Raw genomic sequence first — 18,821 nt, forward strand, 5'->3', positions numbered from 1 at the left:
CAGACCTAAGGAGAGTGCTTGCTTTAATACGCATTCAATTTTTTAGAAAGATGTTTTTTCTCCAACAGGTTAGTCGTGAGATGGATGGCTTTTTGCAATGCCTCTTTTGCGCTCCCGGAAATTTTCAAATCATACAATAACTGTGCTTTAATCGCATAAAATAGAGCACTGTTGCTAAAGTAAGGTCCATTTTCAAAATTTTGAAGTTCCAGCAACGCTTTTCTTGCACCATATACCTTATAATAGGGAACAATTCTATTTAACCACACAATTGGGGAGTATTGCCTTTCCAATTGCAGGTCATATAGTTGCAAAATGCCTTTCCAATCCGTATCCTCAAATTTTGCTGCCGTGCAGTGGTAGTATGCAACGGCGGCCTGCAAATGATAATCCGAGGGATTTGAATCTACTGCGGCCTTTTCCAAGTGTTCGATTCCTACCCTTATTAATTCGAAATCGTAGGTCTTTCTATCTTGGTGCTCCAAGTCTACCATATCGCCATTTTGATCTATCCTGGACTCAAACCTTGAAGTATGAAAGCACATTAACGCAATTAAAGCATGTACTTCCGGCTGATTGCAATACTTGTTTTCGCACAGTAGGAGTGCCAAGCGTATCGCTTCAAGACATATGTCCTTTTTTATTAGAATTTCGCCATAGCTTGCCGTATAACCCTCGGTGAACAACAAATAGATTACTTTCAAAACGATGGTCAATCTAGACCTTAGCCCTATCTCCACAGGACTGTTCAGTGTTTTTACATGCTCCTTTAATTTTTTCTTAGCCCTTGTAAAAGACTTGGCAATGGCATCTTCCTTCTTTAATAGCGCCCTTGCTATTTCCTTATTGCCAAAACCGCCTATCAGTTTTAGGCTAAGAATTATTTGGTATTCCTTGGACAACGATGGATGACAACAGGCAAAAATCATTTTTAGTTGACTGTCGTTGATACGATTGTTCAAAAAGACTTCTTCCTGAACCGCATGTTGCCGTTCAAAACCAGAAATATCTTCCTTTTGGTCCATCTTGGTATCCCTTCTAAGCGTATCGATCAACATGTTGTTGGCCACACGTAACAACCAAGATGTTGGATTATTCGGGGGATTATTATAGCCCCATAGATTCATTGCCTTGATTAGGGATTCCTGAACGGCATCTTCTATCCTTTCTAGATGGGATGGGCCGAACTTATGCACGAGAAAGGAGATTATTTTACCATATTCACGCCTGAATACATGCTCTACCAATTGTTCGTTTTTTGGTTCCCCCATACTATAAAAGTAAAAAGTCCGAATAAAATAATCGGACTTTGCTGTGATAGACTTATTTCAGAATCACATATCCATGGACATAATCTCGCGAATCTCTACATTTCCATCGTGCTCAAAAATGGGACATCCCTTGGAAATTTCAACAGCTTCATTTTGGTTGTCCGCGGAAACAATGAGATAGCCTCCTACAACTTCTGCTCCTTCGGCAAAAGGACCATCGGTTATAACCTCTCCGGCCTTGTGAACCACATTTCCCTCCTTGGCCAAAGGTAGACCATCCACCAACTGACCTTTTTCCTTTAATCCGCCCATCCAAGCGCCCCATTTTTGCATATGCTCTTGCATGGCCTCAGGCGATTCCTCCATTCTTGCCCGATTTCCTCCTCTAAATAAAAATAAAAAATTACTCATGATTGTTTTTTAAAGATTATTATATGCTAAAGACGTATTTCGCCCAAAGGAATTGGACAAAAACTTAAAAAATTTCTAAAACAATTTCATCTGTCCTTTCTTATACCGTTCATGTAGTTCTTTGTTCAATTTAGGAAAAGGCGGTTTATCCTTAAAATAAGTGCGTCTTGCCAAGCGCACCAAATCATGGATCTGGGTGGCTATTTTACCTTCACCTCTACTTCGTATTCCAAATCGACTATCGTTTAACGTTCCGCTATGGCATTCTTGGATCTGGTGCAATACTTTTTCCGCCCTATCCGGTAACGCTTTTTTTATCCAATCCGTAAATATTTGCCCAATCGCTCCATTAAGACGCACTACGGTAAAGGCAAAGGACAGCGCGCCATGGTCTGCGACCGCTTTGGCCAAATTCATGATTTCGTGGCTATTGATACCCGGGATAATCGGGGCCAACATAGCGTTTACCGGAATATTGTTTTCGGACAAGGTCTTTATAGTGTCCAGTCTTCTTTTAATTGTGGCGGTTCTAGGTTCCAAAATTCTTCTTGTCTCCTCAGAAAGAGAAGTTATGGAAACATTTATTGCTACCAAGTGGTCTTTTGCAAGTTCCGAAAGGATATCCAAATCCCTTAAAATTAAAGCATTTTTGGTAATCATACCAACGGGATGCCTGTACTTCAAGAACACTTCCAAACAGCCTCTGGTTATCTTGAACTTTTTCTCAGCGGGTTGATAGCAATCTGTATTGCCAGACATCACTATGGTTTCTGCCTTCCAGTTTTTATGCTTCAGTTTGGCCTCGAGCAGTTTTGGGGCATCTTCCTTGATTAGAATCTTACGTTCAAAATCGAGTCCGGCGCCATAGCCCCAAAATTCATGGGAATTACGGGCATAGCAATAAATGCAACCATGCTCACAACCTTGATAGGGATTCATGGAATATAGCATTCCCACATCCGGACTGGTTACCTTGTTCACAATGGTTTTGGGAAATATGGGAATGTATTGGGTCTTGTTTTTGTCCGCCTCCTCTCCCTCAATACGACAGAATTCCAGAAAATCATCCCGGGTTTCGTAAATATGTTTAAGAAATCTGTTGGGGACGTTTTGCTGAGCCCCTCGGCCTTTGATGTAATCTTCTTCTTTCAAATTTATTGGATTTATTCCAAATTTATGGATTAAATCCAAATATAAAAAACAACAAATTTGTTAATTAACAGAAAGTGTGGATAAGGTAATTGCTGATCAACGTCCTTCAATGGAAACCTTGGCGAGTTGCTTTTTGGAACCTCTTTTGGCATAGAAAAGTAAGGCATCATCCGATTTGTTGATAAGGGGTTTGGATACCATTAAGGGCAAACGGGCTTCCTTATCATCAATTAATTTTTCATAGCTGATATGCCCATTTGTATCCAATTTAATGACAAATACATTTCGGTTACGGCTAAGGCCTTGTTTGAACAAAAGACGTTCCCCACTCAACAGCTGCGGATTCTCCGAAGAGGTACTTAAGAAAAAATAGGTGTCGCCCTTATGTACGTAGGAACTATAGGAGGCATATGCTCCGTCACCTTGGGTAACTTCCGACTTGTTGATATTTCTGGTCCAGAGAACATCTCCGTTGGCATCTAACTTGGCACTGACGATGTCATTATGGTGAAAGCGTTCAATTTTTACCCGCCCCCCACTTGAATTGGCTTGAACACTAGAGGTCATAAAATACTCTTCCGCATCGAAGAGTATTGAACCGTCCGGGTTTATCGTAGCATTCTTGAAAACAAGGTTCTTTATTTCCTTGTCATCATCGCGCCCAAACTTGTCCATCATAAATTGTTCTGAAAAAGGATTGTATTTTTTGGATACAAGCTGTAGGCTTCCGGATACAAGTTCAAAGTATGCCAACCCGTTATAGCGATTGTTCTTACGGTCTGCATAAAACCCCACACATAAAATCTTGTCTCCAGCTACAAGCGGTATTAAACCTTCCGAAAACTTTCCAGGGGAATCAAAAGTCTGTGTTTTTCCACCTTCACGGGAAACCTGAACGAGTTCGTATTGAAACTTTCGCTCCAAGGCGTTGAACCTTCGTTTCTTAAAATAGGATTTCCCAATCAAAAAAGCCTTGTCCATATTCTTGGAAAATGCAACATTCTCAAAAGCGTAATTTTTTTCCTCAACCTCGGCCGAAAAATCGTGCTCTATTAATTTTTCCAACTTGGCATTAAAAACATAGATGAAATGTTTATTGTTTTTTCCTTTTTTAAAATGTGTTGTAATCGCAAAACCAGATTTAGCCTGATCAAAAAGTACCGAAGTAGTAAATCCTGAGGAAAAGTTTCGATTATAATAGTTTTTGTCCAATGGATTTCTAACCTCCTTGGAAGGAATGGAAAGTAAGGTCTCCGTAGTAAAGTTGTATTCGGAAATCGGGCTTCGGTGGATCGTATAATCGTACGCTTGCGTTGTATAGTTATAATCCAGGAATAGAAGGTATACCTGGCCGTTACGTACATAACCATCTACAAAATTGGCATTTTTGAGCTTATAATTATACTCTGAAACCAATTGGAGGTTCTCATCATAGCGTTCCACAAAATATCCTTTAGGTCTAAGCACAATACCTTGATAATAGGAACGTACCAATACCGAGCCTCCCTCACCATCCTTGGCGATAGTTAAAAGGTTCGAATACTTATACCGGTCGTTATATTTTTCTCCCAATACATGTTGTATAGGGATTTCCTGCGCTATAATAGTCAGAGCGAATAATAGGAAAAAGTATAGGGAAAGTCCTTTTCTTTTAGTCATAAGTAGGATTTAAGCATATTTTAGTCTCCTGGGAAATTGGCCTTGCGCTTTTCCAAAAAAGCCGAGGTTCCTTCTTCAAAATCGGCAGTTCCGAAACATGTACCAAAGGCCTCAATTTCAACGGCATATCCATTAATAGTATTCTTAAAACTGGCATTTACCGCTTTTATTGCATGGGATATGGCAACGGATGAGTTATTCGCTATTTTGTCGGCCAGTTTTTTACAATGGGACAAAAGCTCTTCTTGGGAGACCACATGATTGACCAGGCCAAACTCCACAGCCCGCTCCACATCTATCATTCCAGCGGTCATAATCATCTCCATGGCCCGTCCTTTGCCGACCAGTTGCGGTAGGCGTTGGGTTCCCCCATAACCTGGAATCAGTCCCAATGAAACTTCGGGAAGGCCCATCCTGGCATTGTGGCTAGCGACCCTAAAATGACAGGCCAAAGCCAATTCCAAGCCACCACCTAGAGCAAAACCATTGACAGCAGCGATAACAGGGGTAGAAAGATTTTCGACAAAATTGAACAACAGTTCCTGGCCCTTCGCGGCCAGATTGTTTCCTTCCTTTACGGTAAAATCGGCAAATTCCAAAATATCCGCCCCTGCCACAAATGCCTTTTCCCCACTTCCCGTTAGGATAATTACCTTTATTTCCTTTTCCGCATCCAGATTTTTAAAGGCGTTGTGCAGTTCCCGTATGGTTTCCTGATTAAGCGCATTTAATTTTTTGGGGCGATTGATGGTAACAACCGCTATGGGTTCTTGTTCTTCTACTAGGATGTTTTTGTATTTCATGGTTTACTTGCAGATAAGTTTCGTTTCAACTCTATGTGGCCACCGACGCAACCGTGTTTCAAATTTAGTATCTTATCCTAAAGAAATGCTATGTTCATTAGAAGTTTGATTTCGATTTTAACTGTTTTTTTGATACTGTCATGTGATTCGGGTGATGCTTCGGTTCAAAACGCATTGGAACTGAATCGTCAAAAGTGGCAACGTCAGGATATAAAGAATTATAGCATACAGGAAAAGCATTTGTGTTTCTGCGCTGGGCTGGAATGGCAAATCTTTGTTCAAGATGGTGTGAAGGATACCGTTATTGTTTCAGAGCCCTATGTAGACTATCAACCTTATGCAGATACTTTTGAAAGATCCCGATTTATAGAGGAAGCATTTGAATTTATCCAAAATTTTGACACAAACAATGTGGATTCCTTTGAAGTGACCTATAATTCAAAATACGGATATCCTACCGAAATTTCCATTGATTCCAAAAAGGGAGTTGCCGATGATGAAATCACTTTTGCCTATAGTAACTTTTCACCAAATTGATACCCTCGGGATAACGCTAATTTAAGCCTGTTCCTTTGGAAATCGTACAGTAAATACCGTGCCCTTACCAGGCTGTGAGGTAAAATCGATGTTTCCGTTATAGGTTTCGACTATGTTTTTGACCATCCCCAGGCCAAGGCCCATACCGCTTGTTTTTGTGGTGAATTTTGGTTCAAAAATCTTTTCACGGAAACTGTCCGATATGCCTATCCCATTGTCCGCTACCGAAATCTTTACTGAATCTCCCTCCGAAGATACGGAGACCAGAATACGTGGCGTCTCAACATCCGGAAGGGCCTGTATGGCATTTTTAACCAGATTGGTGACCACGCGAATCAACTGGGTACGGTCTAATTTGGCAATGATTTTCTCCTCGTTTGAAATGAAATGGATGTAATCCTCATTAAAAATATCAAGGGCGAGCTTCACAATGGCTACCACGTTTAGCGTCTCGTTCTGCTGTGCAGGCATCTTGGCAAAGTTTGAAAATGCTGATGCAATGCTGCTCATGGTATCTATTTGTTGAATCAAGGTCTTTGAGAACTCGTTGATCTTGTTTTCCATGTCCGGATCTTTGGGATCAAACTTACGCTGAAAACTTTGTACGCTCAATCGCATTGGAGTTAGAGGATTCTTAATTTCATGGGCTACCTGTTTGGCCATCTCACGCCAAGCCTGTTCGCGTTCGCTCCGGGCCAACTTGGCAGCGCTGTGCTCCAGTTCATCGATCATCGCATTGTACGATGTCACCAATTTTTCAATTTCCTCACTTGGATCATCGATTAAAATTTTCTCGTTTCTTTTGTTTAAATCCGTTCTGCCCAGCATATCCGAAATAGTCTCCAAGGAACGGGTTGTATACTTGGAGACAAAATAGGCAAATCCAATCGCAGTGATGAGCATGAGCAGGTATACCCCGCCCAAACGCATTAAGAACTCCTGTAGTTCGTTGTCGTAAAAAGAGTTGTCCTCAAAATACGGCAAATTCAATATTCCGATAGGCTTAAACTTAAGGTCGGTGATATAGGTATATGAGGATTGATAATCATCCCCTGCAGCCGAGTTTTCCTCTATGTAGCGCTTGTCAACACTCTCAATAAGCTTGTCCAATACCACAACATCTAGGCACATAGCCACAGAATCTACCACAAACTTGGGCCGTGAGCTTTTGATCAATTCGCCGGACAGATCGTAAATATTAAAATTTTGGTTCTGGACGTCCGCTATCTGATAGATGTCTTCCTTAAAAATCAATCCTAAATTCCCAGTCGTGATAGGATAGGTGGTATTCTGAAGGGTGTAGTTTACACTTTGCTTGATCTGCCCTTCCTTACGGGCAAGCCTCACCTTGTGATAATCTTTCCGTTGTTCCCTATATTGAAAGATGGCCACCGCGGTAATTAATCCGGATGGAATGACTACCAAGAGAATCATGGCCACAAAGATTCTTGATCTGAGGGAGAGTTTTTTGAACACAGATACCGCGTTTAGACAAAGTTAGCAAATATCGCACCAAGCTGGCTTTGCCAAAATTTCAAATTTCCAAAAAGGGTAAATTCCAAAAGGATTATTCTGAAGTTTATACTTTGAGGCTTTGCTATGCATTCGGATTCTTGTCCCGTATCCTCTTATACAGCTTAATACCCAACATAAGAAGAATCCCCAGACCCAAAATGCCCACCAACCCAAATACCCAACTAAAAGTACTCTTTAAAATAGCTAAAAAAACCACTGCAAAAAGAATTAAAGTGGCACCTTCGTTCCAAATGCGCATAAATTTGGAGGTGTATTTTACTTCATCCCTTTGCAATTGCTTAAAAATCTGATGGCATTTAAGATGGTACACAAACAATAGCAGAACAAAGACAAGTTTTATATGCATCCAGCCTTGTTCCAACCAGCCTGGCATTATTACTAGCAACCAAATTGCAAACAAGGTACAGAGCACGGCAGAGGGCCAGGTTATGATAAACCATAGCCGTTTGGTCATTAATTTTAATTGATGACCCAGTATTTCCTTTTCAGGAGATGGTTTTAGGGAAGCTTCAATATGATAGATGAACAAGCGAGGAATATAAAATAGCCCTGCAAACCAAGTAACCACAAAGATAAGGTGAAGGGCCTTGATATAGTTGTAGTATTCGGACATGGTGAATCAGGCTTTAAAGTTTCAGACTCAAATTTAGGGATTTAGATATATCAGTTTTTACGCTAGTAAAATAATGGGCATACTATTTCTATGGGATTCGTTCCATTTCTACCCAAAATGGAAAAATACGCTTGCCATCAATGGCATAAAAAGGAATCAGATCGCATTCCATATCCGGTAGGGGTACGCCCGTCATTTCAATACTATCCGTATTATCTGTGCTGTTTTTAATGGAATTGATCAAGGAGCCCGTCTCCAAAAACATTTTACCCCCTTTTTTAATGGGTTCTACAAACTTAAATTTGATATTATATCTGCCCTCTTTCAATACCACGTTCCATTTTCCAAAAACTTCTTCCTGATTCCAGATACCCCGCTCCCCACTGGCATCGTTCCTGTTCAAAAAAATGGGGTTCTCATTCTGGGTTCCCACTACAATAGGCGGTGGGTTCAGTAGATTTTCTGAATTGATAAGTTCCTCATAGGTTTCGTCCATCTTATCTTTAAGCAGCTGTGCCATGTCCGTTTTTTCCATAGCCAAGTTATTTTGCTCATAGGGATCATTCAAAATATGATACAGCTCAAAATCCTGGGCCGAAGCATTGAAATTCGTCTGAGCTACCAATTTATAAGGCCCTTGCTGCAAAGCCATATTAATATACCGTACGGGATATTTTCGAGTCCAGTAGAAAAAGAGGGAGCGTTTCGGCCAATTTGCCTTTTTCTGAATCAAGGGCAAAAGGCTTCTCCCATCCAGCTTTCTGTTCTTGGGTATTTCCAAACCGCAAATCTCCGCAAGTGTCGGAAGCACATCAATATGAGCAGTAGTGGTTTCAATGTCCTGATTTCCCTTTATTTCTTGAGGATACCTGAGATAAAAAGGTACCCTTACCCCACCTCGGTAAACACTACCCTTTCTACCTTTCATTCCGGCCACATAGCGCACTTGTTGGGGACCATTATCGGTCATAAAAATAACGAGGGTATTCTTTTCGAGCCTTAATTTTTTCAATTTTTGAAATAACTTGGTCAAGTTATCATCAATATTACTGACCATAGCATACACTTTTCGTGCGTCTTCCTTGTCCTTTTCAGTCATCTCCATAAAAGGTCGGTCATCATTTTCAAATCCTGAAGAAGGGTCAATGTCCTTATACCTATCATAGTATTCTTGTGGGACCTGCAAAGGGGTATGGGGGGCATTAAAGGAAAGATAGCAGAAGAAAGGATCAGATTTGTTCTCTTCTATAAAACGGATGGCCTGATTCGTAAAAATATCACTGCAATAGCCAGTATACGCCTCCTGTTTTCCGTTATGCCATAGAATAGGATCAAAGTAACTCCTATCACCGTTGAAGTAGGTTGTAAAATCTCCTACTTGACCCATACCGCCAGCCAGATGGATAACGGATTCATCAAAGCCCTGGTCCTGTGGCCTGCTGGGATAGTTATCCCCCAAATGCCATTTCCCGAAAATCCCAGTTCGGTAGTTGGCCTGTTTCAGCATCTCCGCAATGGTAACTTCATTGGAGGCCATAATGGCTCCTCCGTTATACGTATCCCTTATTCCAGTTCGTAAGGAATATCTCCCTGTCATTAAACTGGCTCGGGTCGGTGCACAAACCGGGGAAACGTAAAAGTTGGCGAAGCGAACACTTTCCTTGGCAAAAGCATCCAAGGTAGGGGTCTGAACATGTGGATTACCCGTAATCCCAAAATCCCCATAGCCTTGGTCATCGGTAATAATCAGAATCACATTGGGCTTTTCCCCTTGCTGTGCCGCGGATAGGATAGGCAAAAAATGAGTTACGATAAAAAGCAATAAAAGCCCCGTTGGTTTTTTCATAATCCTTAGTCTTCTACAAATAAATAATCCAATTGCAAACTATTGAATGCTGAATTGAAAGTTTCGATTTCCTGGGTTATCAAGGTATCGAAACTTTTAAGTTGCGCATTAATCTTAGCCGTTAATTCATTTTTCACGGCAATGTCCTGGTCCGTAGGTGGAAAATCGTCCAAAGTAACCAAACTGTTCAAATGCCCCAATTTGTTGGTCAATCTAATTGGGAAATTCAACGGATCCTGGGCACTACGGTTTTTCGTTTGATATAAGGCCTTTTCCACTTCCCCGAATTTCTCTATCATGGCCTTGGCTTTTTCCACAAGTTCCTTTGTTTTGGGATTGTCCTCGTATTGTTTTGAAAAGGCTTCCAACTGTTCATTGATCTTTCGGATTTTCTTAATAGATTCATGGGCCTTGTTTACATTGGCGTTTATATCACTTACAAAATCATATTGCTTTTGCATATCGGTTGCCGAAACCTCCGCTCGAGGATCGGGCAATATCGTAAACGGCTGTAACTGTTCCGAACCATTGATACTCAAAGATACTTTATAAGTTCCGGGAACGGCTTTCGGTCCATCAAGATTGGCCCACCACAAGACCATACCCTCCAGTTTCTTGGCTCCTTTGCCCTTGGTATCCCAAACATGGGTATTTCCCCCTTTCTTGATTTCCAGTTTTTCATCTTTCCCTTTTGCTGAATTTTTAAATACTGCCAAGGTGTCTCCAGCACTATTCAAATAGGTTAGCTGCACACTATCTTTTTCCACCAAGTCTTTTATATAAAAGTGAGTGACAACCCCATTGGGATGATTTTCACCCTCCGTAAGGGAAGGCTTCTCAGTAGTACCGCCATTGGTCCGATAACTGTCCTTAGGTTTAAATAGGTATGCCGCCTTGTTTTTAATACCATCCTGCAATTGATGGAGCACCGTTAAGTCATCTATAATCCACAAGCTACGGCCTTGGGTGGCAACAATAAGATTGTTGTCCTTTATCGTCAAATCCGTAATGGGCACAACAGGGAGGTTGAGTTGAAACGGTTGCCAATTAGCGCCATCATCAAAGGAAATGTACATGCCGGTTTCAGTACCGGCATATAGTAAGCCCTTTCTTTTTGGGTCTTCCCGGAGCACACGTGTAAAATGCTCATTGTCCATACCGTTCGTTATTTTTTTCCAGGTCTTTCCGTAATCCGTGGTTTTATAGAGATATGGCTGAAAATCCCCCAACTTATAGCGCGTACCTGCCACGTAACAGGTACCTTCTTCAAAAGCCGATGGTTCAATACTATTTACCATGGTCCATTCCGGCATACCAACAGGGGTTACATTTTCCCAGGTTTCTCCTTCATCTTGGGTAACATGAATCAATCCGTCATCGCTGCCTACCCAAAGCAAGCCCTCCTTTAAGGGGCTTTCATTGGCGGCAAACAGGGTACAATAATATTCCACCCCGGTATTGTCCTGGGTAATCGGCCCTCCGCTACTGACCAATTTTGAGGAATCGTTTCGTGTAAGGTCATCACTCAACAACTCCCAACTTTGACCTTCATTAGTACTTCTATGTACATGATTGGAAAACGTATATAGCTTTTTGGGGTCGTGCTTGCTGAAAATAATGGGAAAGTTCCATTGAAAGCGGTATTTCATTCCCTCTGCTCCATAGCCCATGGGATTGTCCGGCCAAACATTAATTCCTCGTGTCGTGCCCTTATCATGGTTTACTCTTGTTAAAAATCCTCCATAGCTTCCTCCATATACAATATCGTTATTGGTCGGATCCACGGCAATATGCGCGCTTTCGCCGCCGGCCGTCTCTTCCCAATCCTCCTCTCCAATGGTATTTCCATCACTTCTATGGTTAATGCGAATGGTGGAATTGTCCTGTTGCGCCACATAAATCCGGTAGGGAAATGCATTGTCCGTAGTTACCCGATAAAACTGTGCAGTAGGTTGGTTGTAATACGTGCTCCAAGTATCCCCACCATCATAAGAAACCTGGGCGCCGCCATCATCCCCGATAATCATTCGTTTGGAATTTTCTGGGGCTATCCACAGATCATGGTGATCCCCATGAGGGGCGTTGAAGGTGTTAAAAGTTTTACCCCCATCGGTGGACTTGTGATAGCGAACGTTCAATACATAAACCACATCCTCATCCTCGGTATCGGCATAGACGCGAGTATAGTACCAGGCACGTTGGCGCAATTTGCGTTCATCGTTTACTTGTTGCCAAGTAGTGCCGGCGTCATCACTCCGGTACAGACCTCCTTTTTCCTTTTGCTCCACAATGGCCCAGACCCGTTCGGAATTTTTGGTTGAAACCGTCACCCCTATAATGCCCAAAGTATCTTTGGGAAAACCTTTGTTTTTAGAAATTTCTGACCAGGTTTCCCCACTATCCGTGCTTTTCCATAGGGCCGAACCATCTCCTCCACTGCTTAAACTATAAGGAGTTCGTTTGGCGCGCCATGTTGAGGCATATACTATTCTTGGGTTGTTTGGATCCAAGGTGAGGTCCACAGCTCCTGACTGATCATTTACAAAAAGTGTTTTTTTCCAAGTCTCCCCACCATCCGTACTTTTGTAAATACCACGATCTTGAGTGGGTTTATAAATATTACCGAGTACGGCAGCATAGACGATATCAGGATTTTGGGGATGGATACGAATCCGGGGTATATGTCGACTTTTTTCCAGCCCTACCGATTTCCAAGTCTTTCCTGCATCCTCGGTCTTCCAAACCCCATAACCCGAAGAAACATTACCCCGAAGGGTCTTTTCCCCACCTCCAACGTATATGACATTAGGGTCGCTTTGGGCCACTTCCACCGCTCCAATGCTTCCTCCGAAATATCCATCCGAGATATTTTCCCAAGTACGACCACCGTTCACAGTCTTCCAGACACCTCCGCCCGTTGCTCCAAAATAAAAGAGGTTGGGTTTGCCCGGCACTCCAGTTACCGCTGTGGATCGGCCTCCACGAAAAGGGCCAATTAAACGGTACGATAAACTGGAATAGAGTTCTTCAGGAAATTGAATTGTTGGTTGATCAGATTTTTTTCTTCTCTGAGCCGTAAAAGAAAATGGCATCAGAAAGATAACGAGCATTCCCACGCTCATATAAAAGCGGAAAGTTTTCATTCTTAAGAGTTCTAATTAGTCCCTTTAAAAGTAGAAATAAAAATGGTTCAAAACTATTGAAGATGCATCTGCTATTAAGGTTCAAAAATCTTATTTCGGATGGCATAAAGTACTAGCCCAATCCTGTTTTTAATATGCAGCTTTTCATGGAGCGCATCTCGATAACCCTCAATGGTTTTAGGGCTTAAGTGCATGGCGTCCGCAATTTCCCTATAGGTCATCTCCGAACAGGCCAATCGCAAAAATTCCAATTCCCGGTCCTTTAGGTCCACAATGGGTTCCTTTTTCTCCAAGGTACCTACCAAGATTTGGGTTACCGTATTGGTATGGTAGTAGCCTTTCTGGGCAATATTCAAAAGGGCTTCTTCCAAAATCTCACGTTTGGTATCTTTCATCAGATAGCCTCGAGCACCGGCACGAAGCATTTTTAGGATGGTTCCTTCGTCTTCCTCAATGGAGAGTGCCAATACTTTTGCTTGTGGAAAATCGGTTTTTAGGATTTGTGTGGTTTCAATACCATTGAGTATGGGCATGTTAATGTCCATCAACACAAGGTCCGGTATGTTTTTGGGGCTTGTAAAACGATTCAGTAATTCCTGTCCGTTTTTGCAGTTGTACAGTACTTTGAATTTGCCAAAACTATCCACGAGTCCAGCAATGGCCTGTGAAAGTAGGGTATGGTCGTCCACAATGACTACGGAGTAGGTCATTTGATCAGCTTTTTGGAAATGGAGCTACCACCGCTTCGCTCAGGCAAAAAAAACCTAAAACGTTCAAGGGGAATTTTTGTATGTCTTGGTAAACCCATTAGTTTGGAGTTCATACTAACAATCTCCAACCTACCAAAATAGTCCAATTTTGGACGAACACGTTCAAAGGAAAGGTTGGGCGCAACTTGCTAGGACTATCGTCTTTCGCAAGAACGTTCAATCTACAAAATTATACGTCATCTTCAATTGGGTGCCCTCGTTTTTTTCTGAGAAAAGTTCCAAATGGGCTTTGACAAGCTTGGCCCGATTGCGCATATTTTTTAAGCCAATACCGGAATCAGCATCCGTTTTCTGCTTAAAACCAATGCCATTGTCCTTTGCAGTAATCGCCAAGGAGCTATCCGTATAGTTGAGCAAGACCTGAAGTTCGGAGGCCTTGGAATGCTTAACCGTATTTGAAAAAAACTCCTGCAAAATGCGAAATAATATGATTTCCTCTTTGGGGTCAATGGGTTTAGAATCTCCTTTTACCTCTAACGAAGCCTTTAAGAACTGCATTCGGTTAAAGCGGTCCATTTCCAATTGCACCGCTTCAGCTAGGGAAAGACTTTTTAGCGCCTCTGGATTAATAAGCTTGGAAAGGGCTCGTAGCTCCTGAATGGCCTTGCCCATGGTTTCCGTGGCTTCTTCCAATTGGGGGGTTTTACTCCCTTCCATTTGGACCTGAATCTTGGCCAAGGTCATCAATTGGCCGATATTATCGTGAAGTTCCCAGCTGATGTTGCGCAAAGTCTCTTCGCGAATCTCTATCTGGGTCTCGGAGAGTTCCTTTTCAAAAGTTTCTTTATCCCGTGCTTGTTGCTTTAAAAGCCGGTTTTTTCGCTTTTGAAAGAGGACAAAGAGAATGACCACCGTCACCGCCAAACTCAAGGCAATCGCGGAAAAAACGATCAGGAACGATTGTACTTCTCCTTGGTCCATAAAAATCCAATGCTATAACATCCGTAAAGGATAAGATTCAGGCCAATGATAATAAAAATATAATAGGCATTGCTACTGAAATCAAAATATTCGGACAACAGCATAAACGGTATCATTCCCATATTGAAGAGTAGTAGTCCGGTGGATATCCAGAAACTCAGTTTATACTTCACTTCCAAAACTTCATCACTGTTTAATAATTGCCAAAAATGGAATATAGCACAAACTAAGGTGAAAAACGCTCCAGCCACAAAGGTATATTTATGATACAATTCCCAGCTTTCAAAAACAAAATTCCAAATGGCAACCCCTAAAAATATAATGGTAAAAAGTCCGACAACGGTCCTGTGCTTTACTTCATTCAAAATCGAGCCATACCAATAATAGAAAAACAAAAAGCTGATTACCATATACAGATTGTATAGCCAATAGCTGTTTACACCAAAAAAATCGCCTAAAAGACTTCCTGTAAAATCTGCTAGAAAGGTAAAACTCAAAAAATACAGAAAATACTTTTCCTTGGAATCTTTATAACTTTTATAGTTTATTATGGCAAATATCGCCGATAATAGCTCCAGCAAGACGATAACATAGGTGAGATACGAAATACTCATCTAATTCAATTCACTATAAATCTTTTGGAGGTTTCCCTCCTCCAGCATAATTATAGGATCTTACATTGGAATTTCGCTGTACCGGTGGAGATGGGAAAAAGCCATTACTTAAATCGGGTTTGCCATAAGTTGGAACAATAATGACCGTAGAAAAGCCAGGATCGGGCCATTTCTCTTTACTTTCCTCGGGGTAGGCGGCATAATAGATGCGTAATCCCAAATCCTCAAGACCTTGCTTTGTGCTCTCACTTCTTACATAGCGGATATACTGCTCCAGGCTATCTAGGGAGAACCAAAAATCCCGGGTATCCTCAAACCCTAGGGTTTTGTTGATAATATCACTCCGAGTGCCGACAAATTCCCTTTGTAAAGTTCTTGCCTGTTCCATACTAATAGTCTGCGAGGGGGGCGGTACCTCCTTTGAAGAAGGGCGATCTTTACAATTGTTGAGTAATAGACCAATAATGATCAAAATCAAGATTCCAATTAAGATTCTAGTATTTCTGTTCGTTTCCATATACGGGGTTTTAAAGTTTAGTATGTTATTTAGATTAATCGCCTACCCAAAATCCAATTCTTAAGATGCTTGGATAGAACTTGGTCTCTTAAAGATACGTAGAATTCTTTTGGAGGCATGTATTTCTTCCTACCATTAGAGTTGGGTAAAGATACTGGCACAAATTAAAATGATTCCAATAATAGCTACTGCAATGATCAATCCGTAGTGAATTTTTTGAAGTAATTTTTCATCCAATGTCGCTTCCATGTCGTGTTGCTTTTAAATTCAAGGCTAATGTAGTGGAGAAAAACATCCAAAAAAAGCAAGGAAGACACAACTGCACTATTAAAACAATTTTATTTGTTTGTATATCAATTAGTTATAATTTTAGGACTACAGGAAAACGGGTCGGGAAACGGTGGAAAAAGGGGTAAATACCCCTCTAAAAATCAGGTGGATTTTGGACTTGGAAAGGGGATTGCACCATTCGCATTTGGGAATTTTCCAGTAATTTAAGCCTGATCGCTTTTCTTTGAGGACGTCATTTGCCAGAATGAGCTATTTGCCCTTTTTGTTTTTCTTGTTCATTTCTTTGTTTGCCCAAAGAAACGAACCAAAGAAATGAGCACTTCTCCGCAGGAATTTTTGCTTTGCAAAATCGGCTTCGAAACTTCGCCAAAAATGTTAACGCATTTTTGGTGCCATCCGAAGCTTTCTCAACCTATTCTTCGGAGAAGATAACACCGAGATTCAAGCAATTTAGATTGCAAAAAACTATTCTATAATTTATTAAGAAATCGTTTTTTCTTGTGAATATCCAAGATAACGATGCCGGCTGTTTCTTCATTCAATTCCATTGCTTGTTTTTACAATGAATTCCAATGCAACTTTTTGTACTTTAGAGCGACTCAAAAAAATTGCTAGAATGAGAACTTCTTTACTTTCCGTTTTTACACTTCTAACCATTTTCAACATAAACTACGCCCAAGATAGGGTAACCGGCCAACCCTTTGCGACTCGTTCTGAAGTTTTGGCACAAAACGGTATGGTGGCCACCAGCCATCCCCTAGCGACCCAAATTGGCCTGGATATCCTTAAAAAAGGGGGCAATGCCATAGATGCTGCCATTGCGGCCAATGCCGCATTGGGACTTATGGAACCCACGGGATGTGGTGTCGGGGGTGACCTTTTCGCTATTGTTTGGGACGGCAAGACCCAGAAACTCTATGGCCTCAATGCCAGTGGCCGTTCCCCTAAAAATCTCACCTTGGATTATTTTGAAAAAGAAGGCCTGGAGAAAATTCCGGCTTTAGGGCCCTTACCGGTAAGTGTTCCCGGGGCTGTGGACGGTTGGTTCGAGCTACATGGGAAATTCGGGTCCAAGCCTATGACCGAGCTTTTGGCCCCGGCGATTGACTATGCCGAAAAAGGGTTTCCGCTCACGGAACTGATCGCCTTTTACATGCAACGCTCCATCCCATATTATGAATCGCAAGGGTTCCCGAATATTGAGGATACCTATATGGTGCAAAATGGCGGGCGACTTTCTAATGAAGGAGAAATCTATAAAAATCCTTATCTCGCCAATACCTACCGAAAAATTGCGGAAGGTGGACGCGATGCCTTTTACAAAGGAGAAATGGCCAAGACCATTGCCAACTTTATTCAGGAGCAAGGTGGTTTTCTTTCCAAAAAAGATTTGGCTTCCCATAAATCGGAATGGGTGGAACCCGTTTCCGTGAATTACCGGGGATACGATGTGTGGGAACTACCGCCCAATGGCCAAGGTATTGCCGCACTGCAAATGCTACAAATCTTAGAAGGATACGATTTCTCCAATATCGAATTTGGAAGTACGGAACATTTGCATTTGTTTACAGAGGCCAAAAAATTAGCTTTCGAGGATCGAGCCAAATACTATGCGGATATGGATTTCGTAAACGTCCCTGTGGCTGAATTGCTGTCCGACACCTATGCCGAGGAGCGAAGAAAATTGATTGGTGAACGGGCAAATCGCTATGAGGCCGGAGAAATTAGTGCCGGGGAGACCATCTATATGACCGTTGCCGACAAGAATGGAACGATGATCTCATTGATCCAAAGCAACTATAGGGGTATGGGTTCCGGAATGGTACCCCCTAAACTCGGTTTTATGCTGCAAGACAGAGGAGAACTCTTTAGCCTAAAGCGTGGACAGGCCAACACCTATGAACCTGGGAAACGACCCTTTCACACCATTATTCCTGCATTTATCACCAAGGATGGCCAACCCTATGTGAGTTTTGGGGTTATGGGTGGTGACTTTCAGCCCCAAGGCCATTCCCAAATTGTTATGAACCTCATCGATTTCGGCATGAATTTACAGGAAGCCGGGGATGCACCGCGTTGGGACCATACCGGAGGGAACAGTCCTACAGGAGAAACTCCTGAGGGTACGGGACAGGTTCGTGTGGAATCTGGCATTCCCTATACTACGGTTCGCGGATTAATGGACAAAAGGCATAAAGTAGGCTTTACGCGCGGTGCCTATGGTGGTTATCAGGCTATTTTATGGGATGTCGAAAACCAAGTATATCACGGAGCCTCTGAAAGCCGTAAGGATGGGCAGGCGGCGGGGTATTGAAGTTATTTGTGCCTATACCAGATCTTCGCTTTTTTGTAACAAAGCCTTCATTTCTACTACCTATAGTTAAATTAACACTACAAGATCATGGCAGGAGGAGGCATCGCAGGGGCTATCACAAGTTTAAAAAACAATCGAAATCTTCTAAAAAAACGCAAGCTTCGCGATAAGGGAGATGTATTCGGGCAAGAAGGTGTGACCAAACTTAATCTTAAAGCGTCTACAGATCAGGATATGAAGCGCATCCGTCAAAAAATCAAGGATTACAAGCGCGAAGCACGTACCGTATGGTTTTTGGCCATCAGTGTCACCGCTTTTATTCTGTATTGCCTTTGGTGGTGGGCAACATCTTGATTATTGGATTCTTGGATAATTTCATCAATTCACAATCCCTTAACATAAGCTTTGCTAAGAATGTTCTAC

At 41.9% G+C, this 18,821-nt stretch carries 16 protein-coding genes; 3 read left to right on the plus strand and 13 right to left on the minus strand.

The features are described from left to right. Window positions 1–23: 23 nt before the first annotated feature. The 5 genes from D7Z94_RS01910 to D7Z94_RS01930 form a co-directional block, all read right to left on the minus strand. The gene (locus D7Z94_RS01910; protein ID WP_120709812.1) at window positions 24–1,271 is read right to left on the minus strand and encodes an RNA polymerase sigma factor; all 1,248 of its coding nucleotides are present in this window, start codon (window positions 1,269–1,271) and stop codon (window positions 24–26) included. A gap of 63 nt (window positions 1,272–1,334) precedes the next feature. Further along, entirely contained in the window at window positions 1,335–1,682 is a 348-nt protein-coding gene (locus D7Z94_RS01915) for a YciI family protein (protein WP_120709813.1), read from the minus strand. A gap of 75 nt (window positions 1,683–1,757) precedes the next feature. Next, entirely contained in the window at window positions 1,758–2,834 is a 1,077-nt protein-coding gene (locus D7Z94_RS01920; RefSeq protein ID WP_120710839.1) for a PA0069 family radical SAM protein, read from the minus strand. Window positions 2,835–2,930: 96 nt separating this feature from the next. Next, window positions 2,931–4,493, minus strand: coding sequence for a hypothetical protein (locus tag D7Z94_RS01925; RefSeq protein ID WP_120709814.1), 1,563 nt, complete (start codon window positions 4,491–4,493; stop codon window positions 2,931–2,933). A 20-nt stretch (window positions 4,494–4,513) separates the two neighbouring features. Next, window positions 4,514–5,296 carry an enoyl-CoA hydratase/isomerase family protein gene (locus tag D7Z94_RS01930; protein ID WP_120709815.1) on the minus strand — a complete coding sequence of 261 codons (783 nt, stop codon included), beginning with the start codon at window positions 5,294–5,296 and terminating at the stop codon, window positions 4,514–4,516. A gap of 90 nt (window positions 5,297–5,386) precedes the next feature. Here D7Z94_RS01930 and D7Z94_RS01935 point away from each other — a divergent pair, with 90 nt between their 5' ends. Further along, a complete protein-coding gene (locus D7Z94_RS01935) occupies window positions 5,387–5,833 on the plus strand; it encodes a DUF6174 domain-containing protein (protein ID WP_120709816.1) in 447 nt (148 codons plus the stop codon). A 21-nt stretch (window positions 5,834–5,854) separates the two neighbouring features. Here D7Z94_RS01935 and D7Z94_RS01940 read toward each other — a convergent pair whose 3' ends face one another. The 8 genes from D7Z94_RS01940 to D7Z94_RS01975 all read right to left on the minus strand — a co-directional run bounded on the left by D7Z94_RS01940 (window position 5,855) and on the right by D7Z94_RS01975 (window position 15,793). Next, window positions 5,855–7,267 (minus strand): sensor histidine kinase, encoded by a 1,413-nt coding sequence (locus tag D7Z94_RS01940; RefSeq protein WP_120709817.1) that lies wholly within the window; start codon window positions 7,265–7,267, stop codon window positions 5,855–5,857. A gap of 163 nt (window positions 7,268–7,430) precedes the next feature. After that, a complete protein-coding gene (locus D7Z94_RS01945) occupies window positions 7,431–7,982 on the minus strand; it encodes a CopD family protein (protein ID WP_120709818.1) in 552 nt (183 codons plus the stop codon). An 88-nt stretch (window positions 7,983–8,070) separates the two neighbouring features. Continuing rightward, window positions 8,071–9,828, minus strand: coding sequence for an arylsulfatase (locus tag D7Z94_RS01950; RefSeq protein WP_120709819.1), 1,758 nt, complete (start codon window positions 9,826–9,828; stop codon window positions 8,071–8,073). Window positions 9,829–9,833: 5 nt separating this feature from the next. Next, on the minus strand, window positions 9,834–12,920 hold the full coding sequence (locus tag D7Z94_RS01955; protein WP_394347413.1) for a WD40/YVTN/BNR-like repeat-containing protein: 3,087 nt from the start codon (window positions 12,918–12,920) through the stop codon (window positions 9,834–9,836). A gap of 125 nt (window positions 12,921–13,045) precedes the next feature. Continuing rightward, the gene (locus D7Z94_RS01960; protein ID WP_120709821.1) at window positions 13,046–13,681 is read right to left on the minus strand and encodes a response regulator transcription factor; all 636 of its coding nucleotides are present in this window, start codon (window positions 13,679–13,681) and stop codon (window positions 13,046–13,048) included. A 216-nt stretch (window positions 13,682–13,897) separates the two neighbouring features. Next, window positions 13,898–14,662, minus strand: a complete 765-nt coding sequence (locus tag D7Z94_RS01965; RefSeq protein ID WP_120709822.1) for a sensor histidine kinase — start codon at window positions 14,660–14,662, stop codon at window positions 13,898–13,900. Further along, on the minus strand, window positions 14,632–15,276 hold the full coding sequence (locus D7Z94_RS01970) for a hypothetical protein (protein WP_120709823.1): 645 nt from the start codon (window positions 15,274–15,276) through the stop codon (window positions 14,632–14,634). The genes D7Z94_RS01965 and D7Z94_RS01970 overlap by 31 nt, the downstream gene beginning before the upstream one ends. A 13-nt stretch (window positions 15,277–15,289) precedes the next feature. Beyond that, window positions 15,290–15,793, minus strand: a complete 504-nt coding sequence (locus D7Z94_RS01975; protein WP_120709824.1) for a hypothetical protein — start codon at window positions 15,791–15,793, stop codon at window positions 15,290–15,292. A 907-nt stretch (window positions 15,794–16,700) separates the two neighbouring features. On the opposite strand from D7Z94_RS01975, the gene ggt reads away from it, so the two are divergent. Together ggt and D7Z94_RS01990 are read left to right on the plus strand one after the other, a co-directional pair. Beyond that, window positions 16,701–18,398: a gamma-glutamyltransferase gene (ggt, locus tag D7Z94_RS01985; RefSeq protein WP_120709826.1), complete on the plus strand. Its 1,698-nt coding sequence runs from the start codon at window positions 16,701–16,703 to the stop codon at window positions 18,396–18,398. 87 nt (window positions 18,399–18,485) lie between these two features. Beyond that, window positions 18,486–18,752, plus strand: a complete 267-nt coding sequence (locus D7Z94_RS01990; RefSeq protein WP_120709827.1) for a hypothetical protein — start codon at window positions 18,486–18,488, stop codon at window positions 18,750–18,752. Window positions 18,753–18,821 lie beyond the last annotated feature (69 nt).

The sequence above is a fragment of the Ulvibacterium marinum genome (assembly GCF_003626755.1).
Classification (GTDB): Bacteria; Bacteroidota; Bacteroidia; order Flavobacteriales; family Flavobacteriaceae; genus Ulvibacterium; species Ulvibacterium marinum.